Here is a 19,940-nt window from a genome sequence, read left to right as displayed (position 1 = left end):
GCCGGAACCGGGCGCGACCGTCGCTCAGTAGCGACTCTGGGCGTCGCACATCACGTCGACCAGCACAACGGTGAGGGTCCCGGCGCGGAGGCCGTCCACCTCCTCGCCGGACAACTCGTCCTCGTCCACCAGATCGACGACCGGGGCTCCAGAGCCCTCGTCCTCAGCCCGGACCAAGCACGCCCCGGTGTCGTCGGACGACCCGCGCCCCACCCCGATCTGGATGGGGGCCGGTTCCAGCACCAGGTTCGGCGCCACGATGGCGGAGGCCGCAGGCGCCGGCGAGGGCCCCACGAAGTAGCCGACGGCGGAGTTGTAGACCAGTCCGGTCCTGGCCAGCCGGTAACCGGGGATCGATACGGCAGCCAGGTAGCGCTGTGACTCGTTCGGCGGAGAGGCACACGCCACCACGCCGGACGACGCCACCAGCGCCACCACGGCCACGGTGACGAGCGGTCCTGTGCGGCTCACGAGCACACGAACACCCCGCTTCCACAGATCAACCAGTCCGCGTCAGGCAGATTGTTCTGGATGATATTGGTGTACTTCGTCGCGTCCGGGCCGAGCGTCCCACGAGTGTTCAGGCCGGCCATCAGCCCGTTCTCGCCGACGTTGTAGATGGCCGCCGCGACCTCCCCCTGAGAGTATTGCGAGCGGAGCAGCGCGGTGTTGTTCGACTCCGCGAACTTCTCCGCGTCGGCGAGCCGGTAGGCGGTGACCATGATGGACATGGAATCACTTCCGATCAGGTCGGACCATTCGACGTTGCGCAGCGCATCCGGGTGATTGAGCTTGGTCCGGAGGAAGGCCTCCTCCTGGATGTTGCCCCAGCCGATGGAAGGTACGCACACCTCGCACTTCCGGTCTCCGGTAGCCCATGCATACGCCTTCTTGGCCGGCCCGTAGATGCCGTGCCGATACGCGAGCAACTGCGCGGCCTGGAATCCGTCATCGGCCACGCTCAACCTGTCGGAAGGACCGATCTCAAGCATCAGCACGGCCAGCAGCAGACGCGGATCGATGCCCGCGACTTTGCTGTAGTTGACGGCGTCGAACACCCAGGCCATGGGACCGAAATCGTGGCACGGGTGGATGCCGTCGATCCCGGAGATGCACTGGCCGGGCACGAGACTCGTGTAGACCTCTTCCCAGTTCGAGGCCAGGGTGACCGTCGGCGCCTTGCTGGTGTACCAGGGCCCCTTCTCGCCCTCGCGCTCGCAGACGCGAATCGACGCGCATGCAGAGACGGCGCCGCCGCTGCCGTTCCCATAGGGGGCGCCACCGCCCTGGCCGCCGGAACCGCCGCCACTCGAACCGCCACCGCTCGAACCGCCACCGCTGGAGCCGCCGCCGCTGGAGCCGCCGCCCTTGGGGCCGCGCTCGCAGGCGTCGCCGGGGTTGTGGCCGCAGAGGTCGCGGAGGCCGGTCGGGTCGCTGAACGTGATCGGGCTGTTGTGGGCGTAGGCGTAGGCGTTCCACTGCTGGGGGTCCTGGAGGTCCTGGACCGGGTCGCCGGAGATGAACCGGCCGAGCGCTGAGTCGTACTGGCGAGCCCCGATGTGCACCAGGCCGGTCGGGTCCGTCTCGCCGCCGACGAAGCCCCGGCTGTTCGGCCAGGACGCGGCCGCGCCACGGCGTTCGCCGTACGGCGTCTGCCGGCGGACCGTGACCGCCTGGGTGGCCGCGTTGACCGCGACGCTCTGCGTGCCCTGGTGGTCGCTGACCAGCCAGGTCAGCTCCGCGACAGCGCCGCCGGTCCGGGACGCGACGGTCTTGCCGCCGAACGTGTAGTACCGGGTGCAGGTGGTCGCCGACGTGCCCGACGCCCAGCGGACCTCCATGCCGGGCAGGTAGAGCGTGGTGCCGGTGGCGTCCCGGCGCAGCAGCCGGTTGCCGTCGACGTCGTAGACGTTGTTCGTCGTCGTCTTGCCGCCCTCGGCGACCGCGGCCAGTCGTCCCTCCGCGTTCCAGGTCAGCGTCTGCGCTCCGCTCACGCCGGGCCGAGTGAGCGTGTTGCCCATCGCGTCGTACGTGTACGACGTGGCGGCCGGTGCGGCTCCCGGCGCCGTCGTGGTCGTGCCGGTGACCGCGTGCGGCCGGACCACCCCGGCGCCCGGCTCCGGCAGCGCGTACGTCGTGGTGGTGTTCCCCGCCGCCGCGTGCGTGGTCTGGGAGCGCCGGTTGCCGAGGTCGTCGAAGGTCCAGTCGGTCCAGTACGGTGCCGCGCCGCCCAGCGCCGCGAGCGAGGGCGCGGTCCCACACGCGGTCGGTCCGGCCTGCGGCGTCCACGCCGTGGTCAGCCGGCCGAGCAGGTCGTACGCGAAGCACTGGGTGTCCGCCGCGCCCACCGCGGGCCGGTCCGAGATCCAGATGATGTTGCCGGCGTCGTCGTACTCGTACGCCACGTCGGCGATCTTGCCGGTGCTGGTCTCCGGCTTCGCGGTGGAGCCGGACACCCGGCGCGTCACCGTGTCGTAGGTGGTGGTGTCCTCCACGTACACGCCACCGGCGACCTTGCGCTGCATGACCGTCGGCTCGCTGAACGCGGTGTACGCCTGGGAGGTGACGTAGGTGCCGGCGCTCGCCAGGTTCGTGGTCAGGCCGACGGGCAGGCCGGTCACCTCGTCGTACCCGGTGGTGACCTTCTCCTTCGGCATGGCGCCCACGGCCGGATAGGTGATCTCCATCGGCGAGCCGTCGTACTGCGAGTACGCGTAGGTGAACGTGTAGGTGCCGTTCAGCCCGGCCTCACCGGACGGGATCACGTAGTCGACGCTGGTCGGCGCGTACGACGAGGTGAACCCGAAGATCCGCTTGCTGTACGCCCGGCCGCTGTCGTACCGCGTGCTCTCGGTGACCTGGCCGCGGACGGTCCCGCTGTTGCCGTAGATCTTGTCGTAGGTCCACGTCGCCCGCGCGTTGCCGGTGGGCGTGTCGTCGTAGAGGCCGGTCTGCCGCCCGAGCGAGTCGTAGGTGTACGCGAGCACCTCGCCGCGCGCGTCCGTGGTCGTGGTCAGCTCGTCGAATGCGTTGTACGCGCTCTTCGACTCGCCCTTGTCCGGGTCCTTCGCGCTGGTCAGCCGCCCGAGCAGGTCGAACGTGTAGATCCATTCGTCGCGCTTGGTGTCGATCACCCGGGTCAGCTTCCCGGCCGCGTCGTACCGGTAGGACGTGGACGTGTACGCCCCGTCGACGCCGGCCGCCGTGGTGTGGTGGCGCAGCTCGGTCGTCCGGCCCTGGAAGTCGACGATCGTGGTGGTCGGCGTGGCGCCCTCAGCCGGCGTGACCATGGTGCGGTCACCGGCGTACTCGGTGGTGGTGCGCCACTTCTCCACCTGGTTCGTGGTCGCCGAACCGGCCAGCAGGATGCTCGCGGTGGCGCGGCCCGCCAGGTCGTACTCGGTGCGGGTGACGGTCGGGATCGACCACTCCGGCTCGCCCCAGAGCGTGCCGGACGGTGTGCCGGTCTCCGCGTGGGCGCCGTACGCGGCCTCGACCCGGCCGTACTCGTCGTAGCGGGTGTCGGTCACCACCCGGCCACCGCCGACCCCTGCGGACTGCTTCTGCCGCGACCGGAGCTGTCCGTCGAAGATCTCGTACGAGGTGACGTACTTGCCCTTGGCGTTCAGCGCCTGGGTCTTCACGTACGGATACGCGGTGCGGTCCGCGGCGAAGACGTACTCGAAGCGGCTGTTCGGCGTGTCCTTGTTCGCGTCCTTCGGCCGGCCCGCGCGCCAGACCGCCGCCACCCGGCCCATCGGGTCGTAGTCGACGGTCGTGACCTGTGCGTTCCAGTCCGTGGTGTCGATCGGGACGCCCCAGTACGGCGCCCGCGTGGCCTTCTCCGTCCAGCCGAGGTGGTTCGTGGTCACGCTGGAGGTGAGCAGGCCGCCGTTCGCCGGCGTGTACGCGGTGGTGGTGACGTTGCCCTTGACGTCCGTGTTGGTGCGCGGCCGCCCGAACACGTCGTAGGTCGACTCGCTCATCGTCTGCCACTGCGTGCCACCGGCCGGCGTCCAGGCCGACATTCGCTCCACCTTGGACAGCGAGCCGAACGTCGGCGCGGTGTCCGGGCTCGTCGCGCCGTCGTACGAGGTGCGGCTGTCCGAGAGGACCTGTACGGCGGCGGTCGGTGCGGTGCCGCACGGCAGCGCGGTCTTCGTGACCCGCTTCGCGAGGCTGACGAGGTTCCGATCCGTGTTGCGGTTGTAGACGGTCACCTGACAGGTCTCGTCGCCGGTGACCGTGGTGTCGCCGTCGTCCTGCACCCAGTCGGGCGTGCCGTAGGTGGAGTCGAACTTCGTCTCGGTGCGTCCGGTGCGCCAGCTCTCCACCCGGTCGAGGCCGATCGCGGTGGCGGTGTGCGTGATCGCGGTCTTGACGAAGCGGGCCGTGACCGTGTCGCCGTTGATCGTGCGGGACGCGGTCGGCGCGGACTGCCAGGGCACGTTGACCGTCTTGGAGACCGGCCGGTCCAGCGACCCGTTGTAGGACGTGGTTTCGCGGACCATGCCGGAGAACGCGTCCTCGTCCGGAACGGCCGCGCCGATCGTCGCACCGACCGACACGGTACGGGTGCCGCCGGACACCGCGGCCCGGTCGCCGTGCATGCCGCGGAAGTACGTGGTCCGGCTGAGCGTCTTCACGCTGCCGCTGCCGACCTCGGTGCTGACCCCGGCGTACCCCCGGAACTGGTTCCAGGTCTTCCGTTTCGCCTCGATGAAGCCGTCGTCGTCGGCGTAGTGCCACGCCGGCTCGCCCTCGTACGTGTAGGTGGTGACCTTCGACGGTGACCGGTAGTCCGTCAGCGGGGTGTCGTTCTCGATCACCTTGGTGACGAGGTACTTGTGCCACCACTCGGTGATGTCCGGCCCGTCGCCGGTCGGGTCGTACGGGTCCGGGCCGATCACCGGGTAGCACAGCATGGTGTTGGCGGCGGCGGACGCGGGCTTGTTCGTGTCCGTGCACTCCGGCTCGGTGTAGCTGATGTCGGTGAACGCGCCGGTCTCGGACGTCACCCGGGCCAGCCGTTGCCAGGAGTTCGTCTGGTTGGTCGCGGTCAGCACGCGGTTGACCTTCGGTACCGGCGTGAACGTGACCGGTGGCATGGTGACGGTGCCGCCGACGTGACCCGCGCGCACGATCCTGTCGAGCCACAGGCCCTCGGCCGTGCCGTCGTGCGGGTCCGGGAACGACTGCGTGAACGTCCAGGAGGAGACGTCCTGCCAGGCCGGCGTGGTCTTGGTGGTGTCCCAGACCTTGGTGGTGACCTTCGCCAGCCGCTTCGTCGACCAGAACGTGGGCGAGTAGTCGCCCGCGCACTCGGTCGCGTCCAGCTTGCACTCCTGATCACGCGGCACGTCCGGCCAGCTGTCGTCGTCGCCGCAGTCCGCCAGGCAGCGGTCCGCCACCGAGAAGACCACCTGCGCGGCCGGCGTGACGGACCGGTCGGTGGCGCCGCGGTCCCACGTGCCGTAGTCGATCCGCGCGAGCGTGCCGCCGCGGACGTAGTCGACGTTCTCGGTGTCCGTGGCCCGGGTCGCGTACTGGTTCTTCTCCTGGTCGTACCAGTAGGACAGCGTGTTCCCGCGCGTGTCCACCACGTAGTCGAGGTTCCACCGCCACGCCTGGTCGCAGACCGAATCCTTGAAGACCTTCGAGTCGGCGCGGCACGGCTCGTTCGCGTGGTTGCCGTAGACCGGCACGGTCCACGCCGAGTTCGTCGCCGCGCTCTGGCCGGGCAGCGCGGCCAGGCCGAAGTAGTACTGGGTGCCGGCCGCGGTGGTCAGCCGCCAGTGCTCGCCGTTGTCGTCACCGTTGGCCGCGCCGAGCAGCTTCTCCACCTTGGAGCCGTCCTCGGACCGCGAGTGCCAGCCCTTGCCCGTCTCGTAGATGAGCTCGCTGGAGCTGCCGTTCAGGCTGAGGATCGCGTTGTCCGACCGCCAGCACAGGTCGCCGGTCCGGAAGTCCTCGCCGTTGCTCGCGCCGCCGTCGGTGTCGTCGGCGCACCCGACGTACTTCCGCTCGACGAAGCCGGCCCCCAGGTCGAAGCCCTCGCCGAGCCAGCCGGGCTGGTTGTTCGTCGCCGAGGAGCGGCCGTCCGCGCTGCCGGAGGAGTAGGAGACGGCCAGGCTCGGCTGCGGCCCGGCCTCGATCGGCGGCGTGTCGATGCCGTACTGCCAGCTGAAGTTGCCGGTGTTGGTGCCGGCGCTCCAGCTGGACGACGCGCTCAGCGAGGTCGCGGTGAAGTCGCCGGACGAGCCGGTCGGCGCGGCGGCGACGGCCAGCAGCACGCCCGCGGATCGCAGCTCGGCCTCGCCGGTGACGGTGCCGGCCGTGCCGTCGTTGCGCGTCGGCAGCGGCACCGCGGCGCAGCCGGGCTTCGCCGGCGTGGTCAGCGCGCACTCCGGGAGCTCCCACAGGCGCAGCCGGTCGGCCCAGCCACCGCCGTATGCGTGCCCGAACCGGTCGTAGTCGACGGACACGGACGCGGCTCCGCCGGAGCGCTTCGGCTCCGTGACCCGGACGACGACGCCGTCCCGGAGGCTCTCCGGCACCGCGTTCCGGTCGATCACCTCGACGGTCAGGTCCGCGGAGAGCCGTTCGCCCACGGTGCCGGTCGCGCGCGCGACCGTGACCGGCAGGTCGCCGGCCCGCACCCGCGCCTGGCCGGCCGGCAGGCGCACCGCCGCGGTCTTGGCCGCCGGCCAGACCGGGTCGGGCAGCTCGGCCCGGGTGGCCGGCTCCGCGACCGGGCTCGCACCGCCGACCTCGCGGCCGTTCGCGTCGACCGGCTCGACCTGTCCCTGCAGACGCTCCGGCGGCGTGATGCTCACCGATCCGGGCACGGTCAGCAGCGCGGCGACCATGAGCGCGGTGAGCCCACCGGCCGTCGCCCGCCATCTGTGTCGAGCCAGCTCCACGGGATGCCTCCCCATCGGCACAAGAAAACCGCCGGCCGGTCATCCGGTCGGCGGGCGGTGACAGCGGCTCAGGAAAAGATCACTGAGCGATCGACACAGTACGGAGCGTCCACTCGTCCTGTAAACAGCGCGCGCCCAAAAAGCCGGCAGCCGTCCATATCGGACGGCCCCCGGCGCCGGGGAGGCGCCGGGGGCCGTGAACCTAGCGACAGTCGAGGACCGCGCGGGGGTGCGGGGCGCGGCCGACCGTGTGGTCGATCCAGGACAGCGCGGTGGCGGTGGCGGACTGGGCCGATCGGTGGATCAGGATGGAGTGGCCGGTGTCGCGCTGCACCGTGGCGGAGAGCCGGGTGCGTGGGTAGAACGCGGTCTCGCGCGTGCACAGGTCGGCCGGGGAGGCGCAGGGCAGGCCGGTGAGCGCGTTGCAGAAGAGCAGATCGTGGACGCCGATCTGGAGCAGGACCGGGCGGCGGATCCGGCTGGTGTACGTCGGGTCGCCCATGTTCTTCAGCGAGGTCAGCTCGCCGCTGGTGCCGGTCGTGCGGATGCGTTCGTCCAGCTCGGTCATCTGCCGGGTGACGCCGGGCGGGTGCAGGTAGGCCTGGCGGCGGAAGTTCGGGGCCTGGGTGAGGTAGCCGGGTGGCGCGCCCTCGGCCTGCTGCAGGTGGGCGCGGATCAGCAGCTGGGTGGGCACGTGCGTGCCGTGCAGGTAGCCGCTGAGCACGAGCGCGTCGACGTCGTCGTAACGATGGGACTCGGCGGCCCAGATCAGCGAGCCGTACGAGTGGCCGACCGCGACGACGGTCCGGTAGCGATCCTTGCGCAGCCGCTGCACGAGCTGGTGGGCCACGTGCGCCTCGGTGTCCGCGTTGACGATCTCCGCGGGCGGGCGGTCGCTTCCGCCGACTCCTATTCGATCTATATAGAGAACGGCGTGCCCGGCCGCGAGCGCGGATTGCACATATGATCGCCGACCCGGACTCGCCACCGTCCAGTAATGGTGATCGTATGTGAATCCCGACAACAGAACCTGCACCACCGAGGTCGGCCGCTTCGGTGTGCAGAGCCATGTCATCAGCCGGTAGCGGGGGGCTTCGCGCTCCGCGGTCAGGGTCACCGTGACCAGGCGTCGAGCGCATTGTCCACCGTGCGCGGCCGCGGGCGTTCCCGCCGCGAGACCGCCGGCCGCCGCGATGGAGATCGCGGCGACGATGCGTGGAATACATCGATAGAACAGTGCCATCATGAGGCCCATAATCGCCGGAAATTTGAGATGAGAAAGTCTCATTCCGGCCTCATTCAGCCTTAGGGATCATAAAGTCGCGTTATCGACACCGATTAGGGTGATCGTTCAGACACAAAGGAATGATCAGGCGACGACTCGGTCGCGGCCCGCGCGTTTCGCCGCGTAGAGGTTGCGGTCCGCCTCGGCCAGCAGCGCGGCCATCGTGGTGCGCCCGTCCACCGTGGTCGCGAGGCCGACGCTGGTGGTGACCGGCAGCGCGCCGGTCAGCGGCGCCCACGCGTGCGCCCGCACCCGCCGCCGCAGCCGCTCCGCCCGCCGGGCCGCGGACGCGGCCGACGCGCCCGGCATGACCAGCAGGAACTCCTCACCACCGAGGCGGGCCGCGAAGCCGCCGGCATCGTCGCCGGAGTCCGGGGCCGCCTCGGTCAGCAACAGCGCGATCTGCTGGAGCACGGTGTCGCCGGTGGCGTGCGAAAGCGTGTCGTTGATCCGCTTGAAGTGGTCGAGGTCGATCAGCGCGATCGAGAGCGGCCCGTCGGCCGCGGCGAGCAGCGCGGGCAGCCGCTCGTCCACGTACCGCCGGTTGTAGAGGCCGGTCAGCGCGTCCCGGTGGGCCATCTCGCGGAAGCGCTCGGTGGCGCGCCGGGCCTCGTCCGCCTCGAACAGCGCCTGGAGCGCGAACGCGCGGGCCTGCTGCCGCTCCCGGTAGAGCGCGGTCGACTCGGCGTGGAAGATCCGGTGCTCCTCGTACGCCTCCCGGAACCGGCCCGCCGCCGCGTAGAGCGCGGCCTGCTCCTGACGGGCCTGCGCGCGCACGCCCGCGAGCCCGTTGGCGTCGCAGAGCGTGACCGCGTGGTCCAGCGCGACCTGCGCGTCGTCGTAGCGGCCGTCCAGCCGGCGCGCCTCGGCCAGCGTGAGCAGGCACTCCGCGGTGCCGTCGCCGTCGTGGTCGGGCATCGTGCCGGTCAGCGCGCCGGCCAGCGTCTCCTCCACGGCCGCATACCGCCCGCCCATCATCTCGACGCGCGCGACCGTGTCCCGCTCCTTGGCCGCGAGCGGGTGGCCGAACCGCGCGCTCGCCTGGCGCAGCAGCTCGGCGAGCGCGATCGCCTCGGGCTCGTCCTCCATCTCGTACGCGTTGTAGGCCATGTTGTTGAGCACGCGCAACGTGAGCGCGTGGTCCCGGATCTCCGCCGCGATCTCCAGAATGGTGCGGTAGTAGCGGTCGCTGTCCGCGAAGCGCCCGTTGTCGTCGAGCGAGACGGCCAGCATCATCAGGTGCTGCGCGCGGGTGCCGGCCGGCACGCCCTCCAGGCCGGCCACGCACTGGACCGCGTGCGCGAGCGCGTCGGAGAACTCGCCGACCAGGCGGTGGAAGAGCGCCAGCTCGCGGTGTGCGCGGGCGCGCAGGAACGGGCGGTCGTGCTGCTCGGCCCAGGCGAGCACCTGCTGCGCCATCCGGCCGCCCTCGGCGAGCCGGCCGCCGCGCATCAGCACGTCCGCGTGGAGCAGGATGGCGCGCCGGGTGGACTCCTCGTCGCCGAGCTGCTCGGCGAGGCGGCGGGCCTCGATCGCGGGGCCGAGCACCGCGCGCGGGTCGCTGACGGAGCGGCCCTCGTGGGCGTCGAGCACGGCGTTGAGCGTTTCGTCCGCCCGACGCGCCTCCGCCCCGATCGTCACCCGCACTCGCTCCCATGATCAACCACACGCTCAGCTGTCGCAAGATTACAACAGGTGTTCACCCGTCATCCGGAACCGCCGATAACCCGACATGGACCGCAGCCCTTGACATGACGGACACAACACGGTAGCCATTGAGAAACTTCTATGTATCGTTTCAAGGGCTCATCTCCCGCCGCACGCGGTAGATGAGCCCCTCCCCCAGAGAAAGGCAGTCCTCCTCATGGCTCCCGACGACTCCGCCGCGCGTACGCCCACGCGCGCGGCCTCCACACCCGCCCGCCGCCGATGGCGCGCGGCCCTGATCGGCGCGACCGTCGCGGTGCTCGCGGCCGGCGCCGCACTCTTCGGCATCCAGACCGCGAACGCCGACTCGGCCGCGGCCTGCGGCACCGGCACGTTCCAGTCCGAGGTCACGGTCAGCGGCAGCACCTGGACCGCGCGCAACGCGTCCGGCGCCGCGGTCTACACCGGCACCGACTTCCGGGCGGCGGTGCAGGCCGGCATCGGCAGCCTGACCGCCGGACGCACCTCCATGCAACGGGTCGTGGTCCGCGGCAACGGCAGCATGTCGGCCGGCAGCCGCATCTCGCTGGCCAACTGGACCTCGCTGTCGGTCTGCGGCACGATCAACGTGACCGGCTCCGGCAGCGGCGACCAGGCACCGATCTACGCGCGCGGCGTCAGCAACATCGAGGTGCCATATCTCAACGTGACCGGCTCCCCGCTCTACGGCATCTTCATGCGCAACGTCACGAACGTCTGGCTCGGCCAGATCGACATGCGCCTGTCCAGCGGCCTCGGCGTGCGCATCGACAACCGCGGCGACACCTCGCAGTGGACGCGCAACGTGCGGCTCGACAACGCCTACGTCTCCGGCGCCTCGTCGCACGCGGTCGAGACCTACGGCGTGGACGGCCTCACCATCGGCACCGTCACCGCCCGCAGCGTCGGCGAGTCCGGCCTGCTGCTCAACCAGACGATCAACGCCACGGTCGGCACGGTCGACGCGGAGAACGCCGGCGCGGGCACCGGTTACGCCGCGTTCCGGATGGCCAACCGCAACGGCCGGGTCGGCAGTTCGTACCCCAACAACATCAGGGTGGGTACGGTCAAGGCGCGCGGCGGCGGCCGGGGCGTCTTCTGCGTGTCGGAGAGCGGCGGCGCCACCATCGACCGGGTCGACATCGCGAACACCGGCAACAACTCGATCCTGATCGAGAACTGCTACAACGTGACCGTCGCCGGCGTCTCCGGCACGGTCAGCGGCGGCGGTGAGATCCGCATCGCGGCGCGCACGGAGTTCCCGCCCTCGTCCGGCATCCGGTTCCAGAACCTGACGGTGTCCAACACCAACATCACCTGGAGCCCGTGTACGGGCAGCAACAACACCATCGCCAACGTGACCCGCAACAACTCCACGCTGACCTGGTGCTGACCCTCTGACGGTCCGGCGGGCCGGCCGCTCAGCGGCAGACCCGCCGGACCAGTTCGTCCCAGCCGAGCGCGAGGCGCTCCCCCATCGCCACACCGCGCGGCGCATTCGCGTCCTGCGCGGTGTAGAGCAACAGCGGCGCGTCCAGTGCCCCGGTCAGCTGCATCGCGAGCAGGTCCAGGTCGGGCACGTCGAGCGACAGCCGGCTCAGCAGCATCCGGATGTGCATGCTCGTCATCGGCGTCGGCCCGGCCGGCCCGCGCGCGCGGCCGTCCAGCGCGGCGCGGGCGATCTCCCGGTTCTCCAGCATGAACGCGATGCGCGCCCGGCCGAACGCGATCAGCCGGTCGAGCGGCTCCGCCCCCGGCCCGAGCGGCGGCGGCCCGGCCAGCACGCGCTCCTGGAACGTGATCTCCACGTCGTCGAGCAGCGCCTGGAAGATGCCGGCCCGGGTGCCGAAGCGGCGGAAGACCGTGCCCTTACCCAGGCCGGACCGCTCCGCGAGCGCGTCCATGGTGATCTTCTCTGTCCCGGACTCGGCCAGCATCTCGCGCGCGGTCGCGATCAGCACGGCCCGGTTCCGGGCGGCGTCCGCACGCTCTCCGTTCACCGCACCACCCTAACGAGCGTGGCCTGGCTCACGGCCGCTTGCCCTCCGACGGAAGCGGGGTAAAGTCCGGTTACAGAGAAGCGGGGTAAAGTCCGCTTCCGTTCCGAGGAGGCACCATGCCCCAGTTCGACGTCCTGCCGGACGAGGAGACCGTCGCCGCGACCGTGGCCGCGCTGGCCGAGCACGGCATCGGCGCGGAGGTGGTCGACGACCTCGCGGCCGCGCGGAAGACCGTGCTGGCCCGCATCCCGCACGGCGCCACCGTCTTCACGAACACGTCGGTCACGCTGGACGAGTCCGGCATCTCCGCCGGAATCGACGACCCGGAGGGCCCGTACGAATCGGCGCGCCTGAAGATGCTGGCGTTCGACTTCGCCACCCAGCGGGCGGAGATGAAGGAGGTCAGCGGCACGCCGGACTACGCGCTCGGCAGCGTGCAAGCGATCACCCGGGACGGCGGGCTGCTGATCGGCTCGGCCGGCGGCAGCCAGCTGGCGAACATCGCCTGGGGCGCGGCGAACGTGATCCTGGTGGCCGGGTTGCAGAAGCTGGTGCCGGACATGGCCACCGCGCATCGCCGGCTGCACGAGCACAGCCTGGAGCTGGAGCACGTGCGGGCGCAGGCGGCCTACGGGCGGCCCAGCCAGATCGGCAAGATCCTGGAGATCCACAAGGAGCAGCCGGGCCGCATCCACCTCGTCCTGATCCGCCAGGTGGTCGGCTTCTGACCCATCGGGCCCCTGACGCACAGAACGACATCTGGCGCGGCGTCCCGGCGGCGGCCACGATGACGTGATGGCGCTCAATGCGAGAGTCCGGGTCGCGGCCCTGTCGTCGCTGGTCCTGATCGTGACCGCCGGTTGCGACGGGTGGTCCGGGCCACCGTCCGCGGTCGGCGGGACGACCGCCACGCTCAGCGCGCAGACCCGCTGCCTGGCGCAGAGCACCACCAACCCCTGCACGTACTGGTTCCAGTACTGGGCGGACGGCGCGACCACGGTCACCAGCACGCCGCAGCGCGCGGCCAACGTGAACACCAACGGGTTCGTCACGGTCACCGAGGCGATCACCGGTCTGACGCCCGGCACGCTCTACCACTCACAGTTCTGCGGGTTCGGCGACGACAACGTCGCCGCGCCCGGACTGTGCGTGGGCCAGCAGGGCGGCGCGGTCTCCTCGCCCGGCGCGCAGCCGGACACCGGCGACTACAACTCCACCCAGCGCTTCCGCACCGCGGACGCGGGCACGGCCGCCACGGTCGACCTCGGCCGGCCGCTGTCCACGGCCGACACCGCGGACCGGCCGATCTCCCGCGACGCCGGGTTCAGCGCGGCGTACTCGGGCTCGAACGCGCTCTGGATCTTCGGCGACACCGTGCACCGCAACGGCTCGCCACCGTGGCTGCTCGGCACCACGGCCGCGGCCGGGGCGTACACCCGTGGCTCCGTCCCGACCACGCTGCAGGAGCTGCCCACGCCACCGGCCGCACCCACCCCGGGCCGCACCGGCATCGCGCAGTTCCTGCCGCCGCCGCAGGGCCTGCTCCTGCCCGGCATCCCGACCGCACAGAACCCGAACCCGCCGCCGGTGGCCTGCACGCCGGAGGCCGGCAGTAGCTACCCCGCGTCCTGGACGTCCGGCATGACGCGGATCCCCGGCACCGAGCGGCTGCTGATCGTCTACCACCAGATCTGCGTGGCGACCACGCGCGACAGCTGGCCGGTCGAGCGCGTCACGCTCACCGACTACGACCCGGCGACGAACCGGTTCCTGAGCACGGTCACGCCGTTCACCGCGTCACCACTGCAGAACGGCGTGCCGGCCGGGCAGCAGCTCGGCTCCCCGGTCTTCGGCGGCGACGGCTTCCTCTACTTCTACGCGCACGACTTCGCCACCGCCCGGGTCCTCGCCGCCCGCGTCAGCGCCACGCCCTCCACCTGGGGAAACGCGGCCAACTACGGCTGGTGGAACGGCACCACCTGGACCGGCACGCCGGCCACCGCGACCACCGTGATCATCGGCGCGCCGGAGATCTGGTCCGCCCACGTCATGGACTTCACCGGCGTCGGCACCCACCGCCTCGCCATGATCGTCCAGACGACGTTCGGCACCGGCGGCTACCGCGTCTACGAGGCCACCTCCCCACAGGGCCCATGGACCGCCGGCCCGTCCGGCCGCGTCCCCGACACCTGCCCCGGCGGCGGCTTCGGCTGCTACGCCTTCACCGCCCACGCCGAACTCAGCACCGCCGACCGCTTCTGGCTCTCCTGGTACTCCCCCGGCGACCGCAACGGCTTCGCCCACCTCCGCCTCGCCGCCATCCCCTGGTGAACCGCCAACCCCTGAGAGCGACAACCCGGAAAACCCTTCTTCCCGCTTCCGGCGTGCCCACTCACCCAGTGCTCCCGCGGGCACCGGTCGTCGCTGGCGCTCCTTCCTGCACGTTCCGCGGTGGTCCGGAAGCCCACGCGCCCCTCGTCCCCGTCGCGCTGGGCACATGGTCAGGCGGGGCGGCCCTCGTAGAGGGCGAGGTAGAGCTTGTAGAGGTCGTTCTTGGCGGGGCCGATGTCGTTGGGGTCGACCGGGTCGTGGCCGAGGCCGGAGGCGGCGGGGAACTCGTGGGTGGTGAGGGGGAGGTTGCGGGCGCCGGCGATCGTGCGGGGGATGGAGGCGGCGCGGCCCATGTCGATCAGGTCGTCGTCGGCGCTGGTCACGACCGCGATCGAGGTGAGGTTGCCGCCGGTGCGGGCGGTGTCCATCGTCTCGGAGAGGCGGATGTACTGGGCGAGCGCGGTGTAGGACATGTTCTTGTCGTCGACGTGGTCGGGCAGCAGCCGGAAGCCGTAGAGCACGACCAGCGGGCGGATCGTGATCGGTGCGGCCTGTGCCGGGGCCGGGCGGTAGAACGGTGAGATGGTGAGCAGCCGGCGTACGTCGTCGGGGCGCTCGGTGGTGAGCCGGGTGGCCAGCATGCCGCCACCGGAGAGGCCGACCACGCCGGCCTCCGCGCCGAGCGCCACGGTCACGTCGAGCGCGTCGGACGCGTACTCCGCCAGCTCCTTCGCGCGCAGGCCGCCGAGCGCGTCCCGCGTCGCGTGGCCGTGCCGGGGCGCGAGCGGGACGTACACGTTGTAGCCCTGGTCGTGGAAGCTCTGCGCCAGCTGGGCGAACTGCACCGGGCAATCGGTGAAGCCGTGCAACATCAGCACCGAGCGTGCGGCCGGGGCGTCGTCGTGCACCAGCGACAGCGACCGGCACTCGGGCAGGATGCCGGAGTCGGCCCGCTCCGCCGCGGCCCTCTCCGCGATCCGCGCGCGGGCATCGGCGAAGCTCAGCTTCCGTGGGGCCGGGTGCAGCCCGTCCGCGTCCAGCGGCCAGGTGAACACCGCGATCACGGCCACCAGCAGGACGGTGAGCAGCGCGGCGATCGCGATCGCGGCGGGACGCAGCACGCGTGTGACGGCAGGGTTCATGAGGGCACGGCTCCGCGGAAGATGAGGGGTACTCGGATGGATCATCCCCTGTGGAGACGGCCGGCGTCGATAAAGAACGGGTCAACCGCACGCGAATACGCTTCCGGGCCCATGGGAGTGGTGCCGTTGTTCCGCCCGAGAGTGATCGTGGCGTCCGTCCTCGCCGCCGGTGCGCTGCCGTGCCTGTGGGGGCTCGGATTCCTGTGGCTGTCCGCGTTCGGCGGCGAGGGAGCGCTGCCGCCGCAGTGGCGGATCCCGGACGTGCCGCCCGGCGTGACCGTCGTGCGGGAGAGCGACGAGTGCGGGTCCGGAGGCTGCTGGCGGCAGCTCACGCTGGTGCCCGCGGCCGGGAGCTCGCCGGAGGAGCTGGCCCGCCGGATGGGCCTCACCGAGGAGCGGACCATGCCACCGGCGCTCCTCGACCCCGCGTTCGTCACCGTGGGCGCGTCCCCGTCCGGCGGCACGCTGACCGTCTACGTCCGGTACCGGTGAGATCGTCCAGTCGCGATAAACAAGTTGTCCAGTGCCGTCTCCTACCGTTCTGCGCGGTAACAGTCCACGGCAGAGGAGCGACGACATGTCCACGCCGTACGGAAACTCGTCGGACGACGCGACGACGAAGGCCCTCATCGACCAGATGGCGATCACCGACGGTACGTGTGATGCCGGCCGGATGGCGGTCGAGGCGACGCAGAGCGTGCTCTCGTCGACCTGGCGCGGTGACGCCGGTGGCGCGGCGGACACGTTCCAGCGGTCGATCGAGGAGTGGAAGGCCGGGCTGAGCACCGTGCAGAGCGCCATCAAGGACCTCGGCGAGGCCATGGGGCAGAAGCAGCGCATCACGCAACTGGTGGAGTCCGACAACTCGTCGCTCGCGTCCTGGACCTGATCCCCGTACCCACGCGAAAGGAGAGCGGCGATGGCGAACTTCGCGCTCAACCCCAACGGACTCATCGACAGCTCGACCGAGCTCCGGGCCGTCACGACCCGGATCAAGAACTCGGTCGAGGATCTGGACTCGGCCGCGAAGACGTACGCGGAGGCGAACCAGGGCGAGGCGCTCGCCGCGTACGGCGCGGTCCACACCAAGCTGTTGCAGGGCATCGCGCAGATGAACACGGCGCTGGACAAGGGTGCGACGAACCTGGACCAGATCCGGGAGACCTACAGCCTCGGCGACCGGCACGGCGCCGCGCTGTTCGAGGGCCACATCTGACATGCCGGGGATCGTCGTCGACGAGGCGTTCATCCTCCGGGTCATCGGCAGGCTCGGCGGGATCCGCGACGAGATCCCGCCGCTGCAGGGCGGCCGGGACGCCGACACGCCGCAGAAGCTCGACCAGCTGCTCATCCAGATCGGCACGTTCGTGCCGGCCGAGGACCTGGGCGTGACCGTCACGGAGTCCGGCGGCGGGATCTGGTCGCGGCTCGACGCGTCGCGCAACCGGGTGCACGAACTGGTCACCGGGCTCTCCGACTTCCTCGCGGAGTCGGAGACCGTCGAGTCGCTCAACTCGTTCGAGGCCACCGAGATCCAGCACTACCTCGGCGCCGGCTCCGCGTAGCGCCGGCCACAGCAAGGGAGACGACCGTGGCGCCGCCGGGCGACGACATCGGGCAGTGGAGCTGGGAACACGGCATCAGCGTCATGGTCTACAAGAAGGACAAGCAGCCGGAGAAGCCGGCCGACCGGGCGCGGGTGACGGCGGGCCGGTGGGTGGAGTTCGCCGGGTCCGAGTCCGTATCCGTGCCCGAGGACATGACGCTGGACACGGCGCCGGGCGAGTTCGTCTTCTGGGTGCACACCGGAAGCGGCGTGACCATCAGCGGCGGTCAGGACGCGGAGCACCACGGAAACGGCAGCAGCACGCGGAAGACCGCGACCCGGACGAACGAGTACGTCATCTACCGCGCGCGATCCGGCATGGGGACCGCGGCCGACGACAAGACCGGGTCGCCGGACAGCGAGTACTACACCTTCCTGGCGGCCGGGAACCAGGCGATCTACGACCTCGCGAACGGCGGGGACAGCGTGGCGTTCGTGCCCGCCACGGCCGACGACGCGGCCGCCGTGGTGCTGCGCGCGAGCACGTGGCTCAAGAGCACCGGCGACACGCTGCAGGGCCTGATCAACGAGATCGACGAGGACTCGTCGGGGTTCCACGGCTCGGCCGCGGAGGCATTCCTGATCACGCTGGACAACCTGCGGCGCCAGCTGGTCACGCTGCACACCGACATCGCCACACCGGGCCAGGAGTGGGACCGGCGGATCCGCGAGACCGCGGGCACCTCCGCCGACCCGGGCGCGAGGTCGGCCGCGCAGACCTGGATCAAGGCGGTCACCGACGCGTGGAACGAGTTCTGGAACCGCGCGGGCTGGTCGGACCGGCCGTACCACCCGTCGCGGATGATGCTGGACGTCGAGAACGCGGTGCGGGACGCGGCCGCCCGCAACGCGGTCACCGCGGTCACGGTGCCGAATCTCGCCGGTACGTTCGACGTCACCAACGCGGCCGGCTGGAGCGCGCTGGACGAGGCGATGAAGGTGGCGTGGCGGTCGCAGGTCGAGACGGTGCTGGACGCGGGCATGCGGGAGGCCACGAAGACGTTCGCCGAGAAGGTCTACGACACGAACGACCAGCTCGGCATGTTCACGGTGCCGCGCCCGCGCACGATGGAGGGCGGCGGCCCCGGCGGCGGAACCGACCTCGACGACCTCGTGAACAAGCTCAACGGCGGCGGGCCGAACCTCGGTGGCGGCTCCGGCGGCAACCTGAAGACCGGCGGGGGTCTCAACCTCGGCGGCGGCTCCGGCGGGGGCCTCAACCTCGGCGGCGGTGGGGGCGGGCTCAACCTCGGCGGCGGAGGGGGCGGCCTGAACCTCGGCGGCGGAGGGGGCGGTGGACTCGACCTCGGCGGGAGTGGGGGCGGCCTGGTGCCGTCCGGTGGCGGCGGTTCGGGGCTTCCCGGCGGCACGGGCCTCGACGACCTCCTCGGCGGCGGATCCGGTGGTTCCCTCGGCGGCGGATCCGGCGGATCACTCGGCGGCGGCGGATCACTGAGCGGCGGCGGATCACTGGGCGGCGGCGGATCACTGGGCGGCGGGATCGGGATCGGTGGCGGGCTGCCCGGGCTCGGCCTCGGCGGTGGCTCCCCGACCGGCGGTTCCGGCAGCCTGTCACCGCCGAAGGGTGGCTCCACCGGCGGGCTCATCGGCGGCGACGACCAGCCCGGCGGCACGTCACAGTTCCCCACCGGCGTGGACATCGACGACATCACCGGCGGCCTCCCCCGGCCGTCGGGCGGCGGCTCCGCCGGCTCGCTGACCGGCAGCCCAGGCGGCTCGCCGACCGGCGGCGGCGCGAACACCATCGCGTCCCTCGGCAGCGGCCCGGGGCTCGGCAGCGGCGGGATCGGCGGCACGCTGACCGGCACCGCCGTGCGCACCGACGGCACCGGCCTCGGCGGGTTGACCGGCGTGCAGACGGCCACCCCGCTCTCCGCCGGCGGGGGCACCGCCGCGGACCCGTCCGGCGCCGGTTATCCGCCCGGCATGCCCGGGATGGGCTCCGGCATGGGCGGGATGGGCGGCCAGCAGAACCAGGACCGGGAGCGCGAACGGAAGACCTGGCTGGAGGAGGACGAGGACGTCTGGGGCACCGACCCGGACTGCGGCCCCGCGGTCATCGGCCGCACCGACCAGCCGGAGACCGCGCCGGCGCAGCCCGGTCGCGCCGCGCCGTCCCGCGGCACCGCACGTCAGCAGGGCACGGCCCGGCCGTTCGCCCGCGGCTGAGACGCGAACAGGAGGAACCACGTTGTCCAGTCCATTGCACAACCAGGTCGAGGCGGCGTACGCGGAGTTGTCCCGGCAGCGGGCCGCGCTCGCCGAGGTGCAGACCGGCCTCGCGAGCACGACCAGCACCGTGACGTCCCGCAACCGGGCCGTCTCGGTCACCGTGGACAGCCGCGGCGCGGTCACCGAGATCAGGTTCCCGACCGGCGCGCAGCGCTCGATGGCGTCGGCGGAGCTGGGCGCGCTGCTGGTCGAGACGATCGAGGCGGCGCGGAGTGAGGCGATGCACCGTACCGTGGCGGCTTTCGACGGTCTTCTGCCCGAAGGGCTGCCGGTCGCGGAGCTGCTGCTCGGCTCCGGCCCCGGCGACGACCCCGTTCCTGACCTGAGCACGCTGATCACCGAGGCGCTGCGCGGCACCGGCGGGCCGGAGCAGCGGCGATGAGCGAGATCAGGGCGGACACCGACCGGCTGCGGCAGGACTCGTTCGGGCCGTACCGGGAGTTCACCAAGTCGAACCACGACACGTTCGTCGCGACCTGCGAGGCGAACGCGGAGGTGCTGCCGGGCAAGCGCCGGTCCGATGTGGACGACGTCGTGGCGCAGCTGCCGGGCACCGACCGGGCCGCGACGATCCTGGAGGTCATCTTCAGGCTGCCGGACGCGGACCGGGAGGAGCTGCTGGCGGCGGCGGACACGTTCGAGCGGATCGAGGAGGAGAACCGGCAGGTGGCCGGCTCCACCGACCCGTCCGGCGCCGGGCGTCACTGAGCTCCG

Annotated in this window: 16 protein-coding genes; 10 read left to right on the top strand and 6 right to left on the bottom strand. The window is 71.5% G+C overall.

From position 1 onward, the window contains the following. Positions 1-24: 24 nt before the first annotated feature. The 4 genes from J2S43_RS06005 to J2S43_RS05990 all read right to left on the bottom strand — a co-directional run bounded on the left by J2S43_RS06005 (position 25) and on the right by J2S43_RS05990 (position 9,849). Positions 25-471: a hypothetical protein gene (locus tag J2S43_RS06005; protein ID WP_306827575.1), complete on the bottom strand. Its 447-nt coding sequence runs from the start codon at positions 469-471 to the stop codon at positions 25-27. Further along, positions 468-6,923, bottom strand: coding sequence for an RHS repeat-associated core domain-containing protein (locus J2S43_RS06000; protein WP_306827573.1), 6,456 nt, complete (start codon positions 6,921-6,923; stop codon positions 468-470). The genes J2S43_RS06005 and J2S43_RS06000 overlap by 4 nt, the downstream gene beginning before the upstream one ends. Before the next feature lie 202 nt (positions 6,924-7,125). Beyond that, entirely contained in the window at positions 7,126-7,998 is an 873-nt protein-coding gene (locus J2S43_RS05995; RefSeq protein WP_306839213.1) for an alpha/beta hydrolase, read from the bottom strand. Positions 7,999-8,292: 294 nt separating this feature from the next. Then, positions 8,293-9,849 carry a tetratricopeptide repeat-containing diguanylate cyclase gene (locus tag J2S43_RS05990; RefSeq protein ID WP_306827572.1) on the bottom strand — a complete coding sequence of 519 codons (1,557 nt, stop codon included), beginning with the start codon at positions 9,847-9,849 and terminating at the stop codon, positions 8,293-8,295. A 223-nt stretch (positions 9,850-10,072) separates the two neighbouring features. Here J2S43_RS05990 and J2S43_RS05985 point away from each other — a divergent pair, with 223 nt between their 5' ends. Beyond that, positions 10,073-11,287, top strand: a complete 1,215-nt coding sequence (locus J2S43_RS05985) for a hypothetical protein (protein ID WP_306827571.1) — start codon at positions 10,073-10,075, stop codon at positions 11,285-11,287. Positions 11,288-11,315: 28 nt separating this feature from the next. On the opposite strand, the gene J2S43_RS05980 is transcribed toward J2S43_RS05985, so the two are convergent. Beyond that, positions 11,316-11,894: a TetR/AcrR family transcriptional regulator gene (locus J2S43_RS05980; protein WP_306827570.1), complete on the bottom strand. Its 579-nt coding sequence runs from the start codon at positions 11,892-11,894 to the stop codon at positions 11,316-11,318. Positions 11,895-12,010: 116 nt separating this feature from the next. Between J2S43_RS05980 and J2S43_RS05975 the strand changes: the two genes are divergently transcribed. Then, the gene (locus J2S43_RS05975; RefSeq protein WP_306827569.1) at positions 12,011-12,622 is read left to right on the top strand and encodes an LUD domain-containing protein; all 612 of its coding nucleotides are present in this window, start codon (positions 12,011-12,013) and stop codon (positions 12,620-12,622) included. A gap of 67 nt (positions 12,623-12,689) precedes the next feature. Beyond that, a complete protein-coding gene (locus J2S43_RS05970; protein ID WP_306827567.1) occupies positions 12,690-14,225 on the top strand; it encodes a hypothetical protein in 1,536 nt (511 codons plus the stop codon). Positions 14,226-14,395: 170 nt separating this feature from the next. On the opposite strand, the gene J2S43_RS05965 is transcribed toward J2S43_RS05970, so the two are convergent. Beyond that, on the bottom strand, positions 14,396-15,367 hold the full coding sequence (locus J2S43_RS05965; RefSeq protein WP_306827566.1) for an alpha/beta fold hydrolase: 972 nt from the start codon (positions 15,365-15,367) through the stop codon (positions 14,396-14,398). Positions 15,368-15,478: 111 nt separating this feature from the next. On the opposite strand from J2S43_RS05965, the gene J2S43_RS05960 reads away from it, so the two are divergent. From J2S43_RS05960 to J2S43_RS05930, 7 genes are all read left to right on the top strand, one after another. Continuing rightward, complete coding sequence (locus J2S43_RS05960; protein ID WP_306827565.1) at positions 15,479-15,859, top strand: hypothetical protein; 381 nt, start codon at positions 15,479-15,481, stop codon at positions 15,857-15,859. A gap of 85 nt (positions 15,860-15,944) precedes the next feature. Then, positions 15,945-16,256, top strand: a complete 312-nt coding sequence (locus tag J2S43_RS05955) for a hypothetical protein (RefSeq protein WP_306827564.1) — start codon at positions 15,945-15,947, stop codon at positions 16,254-16,256. A 30-nt stretch (positions 16,257-16,286) separates the two neighbouring features. Then, positions 16,287-16,583 carry a WXG100 family type VII secretion target gene (locus J2S43_RS05950; protein WP_306827563.1) on the top strand — a complete coding sequence of 99 codons (297 nt, stop codon included), beginning with the start codon at positions 16,287-16,289 and terminating at the stop codon, positions 16,581-16,583. A 1-nt stretch (position 16,584) separates the two neighbouring features. Continuing rightward, a complete protein-coding gene (locus J2S43_RS05945) occupies positions 16,585-16,932 on the top strand; it encodes a P-loop NTPase family protein (protein ID WP_306827562.1) in 348 nt (115 codons plus the stop codon). Between the two features lie 26 nt (positions 16,933-16,958). Next, positions 16,959-19,163, top strand: coding sequence for a hypothetical protein (locus J2S43_RS05940; protein WP_306827560.1), 2,205 nt, complete (start codon positions 16,959-16,961; stop codon positions 19,161-19,163). 22 nt (positions 19,164-19,185) lie between these two features. Then, positions 19,186-19,608, top strand: a complete 423-nt coding sequence (locus tag J2S43_RS05935) for a YbaB/EbfC family nucleoid-associated protein (protein WP_306827559.1) — start codon at positions 19,186-19,188, stop codon at positions 19,606-19,608. Beyond that, on the top strand, positions 19,605-19,934 hold the full coding sequence (locus J2S43_RS05930; protein ID WP_306827557.1) for a hypothetical protein: 330 nt from the start codon (positions 19,605-19,607) through the stop codon (positions 19,932-19,934). Before J2S43_RS05935 ends, J2S43_RS05930 begins: the two co-directional genes overlap by 4 nt. Positions 19,935-19,940 lie beyond the last annotated feature (6 nt).

This window comes from Catenuloplanes nepalensis (assembly GCF_030811575.1).
GTDB lineage: Bacteria > Actinomycetota > Actinomycetes > Mycobacteriales > Micromonosporaceae > Catenuloplanes > Catenuloplanes nepalensis.
This window is presented reverse-complemented; position numbering and strand designations above follow the sequence as displayed.

Excerpts from the sequence above, each read along its gene's own strand:
- J2S43_RS05995 (WP_306839213.1), bottom strand. The coding sequence starts at position 7,998 with ATGACATGGCTCTGCACACCGAAGCGGCCGACCTCGGTGGTGCAGGTT.
- J2S43_RS05985 (WP_306827571.1), top strand. The coding sequence starts at position 10,073 with ATGGCTCCCGACGACTCCGCCGCGCGTACGCCCACGCGCGCGGCCTCC.
- J2S43_RS05975 (WP_306827569.1), top strand. The coding sequence starts at position 12,011 with ATGCCCCAGTTCGACGTCCTGCCGGACGAGGAGACCGTCGCCGCGACC.
- J2S43_RS05970 (WP_306827567.1), top strand. The coding sequence starts at position 12,690 with ATGGCGCTCAATGCGAGAGTCCGGGTCGCGGCCCTGTCGTCGCTGGTC.
- J2S43_RS05965 (WP_306827566.1), bottom strand. The coding sequence starts at position 15,367 with ATGAACCCTGCCGTCACACGCGTGCTGCGTCCCGCCGCGATCGCGATC.
- J2S43_RS05960 (WP_306827565.1), top strand. The coding sequence starts at position 15,479 with ATGGGAGTGGTGCCGTTGTTCCGCCCGAGAGTGATCGTGGCGTCCGTC.
- J2S43_RS05955 (WP_306827564.1), top strand. The coding sequence starts at position 15,945 with ATGTCCACGCCGTACGGAAACTCGTCGGACGACGCGACGACGAAGGCC.
- J2S43_RS05950 (WP_306827563.1), top strand. The coding sequence starts at position 16,287 with ATGGCGAACTTCGCGCTCAACCCCAACGGACTCATCGACAGCTCGACC.
- J2S43_RS05945 (WP_306827562.1), top strand. The coding sequence starts at position 16,585 with ATGCCGGGGATCGTCGTCGACGAGGCGTTCATCCTCCGGGTCATCGGC.
- J2S43_RS05930 (WP_306827557.1), top strand. The coding sequence starts at position 19,605 with ATGAGCGAGATCAGGGCGGACACCGACCGGCTGCGGCAGGACTCGTTC.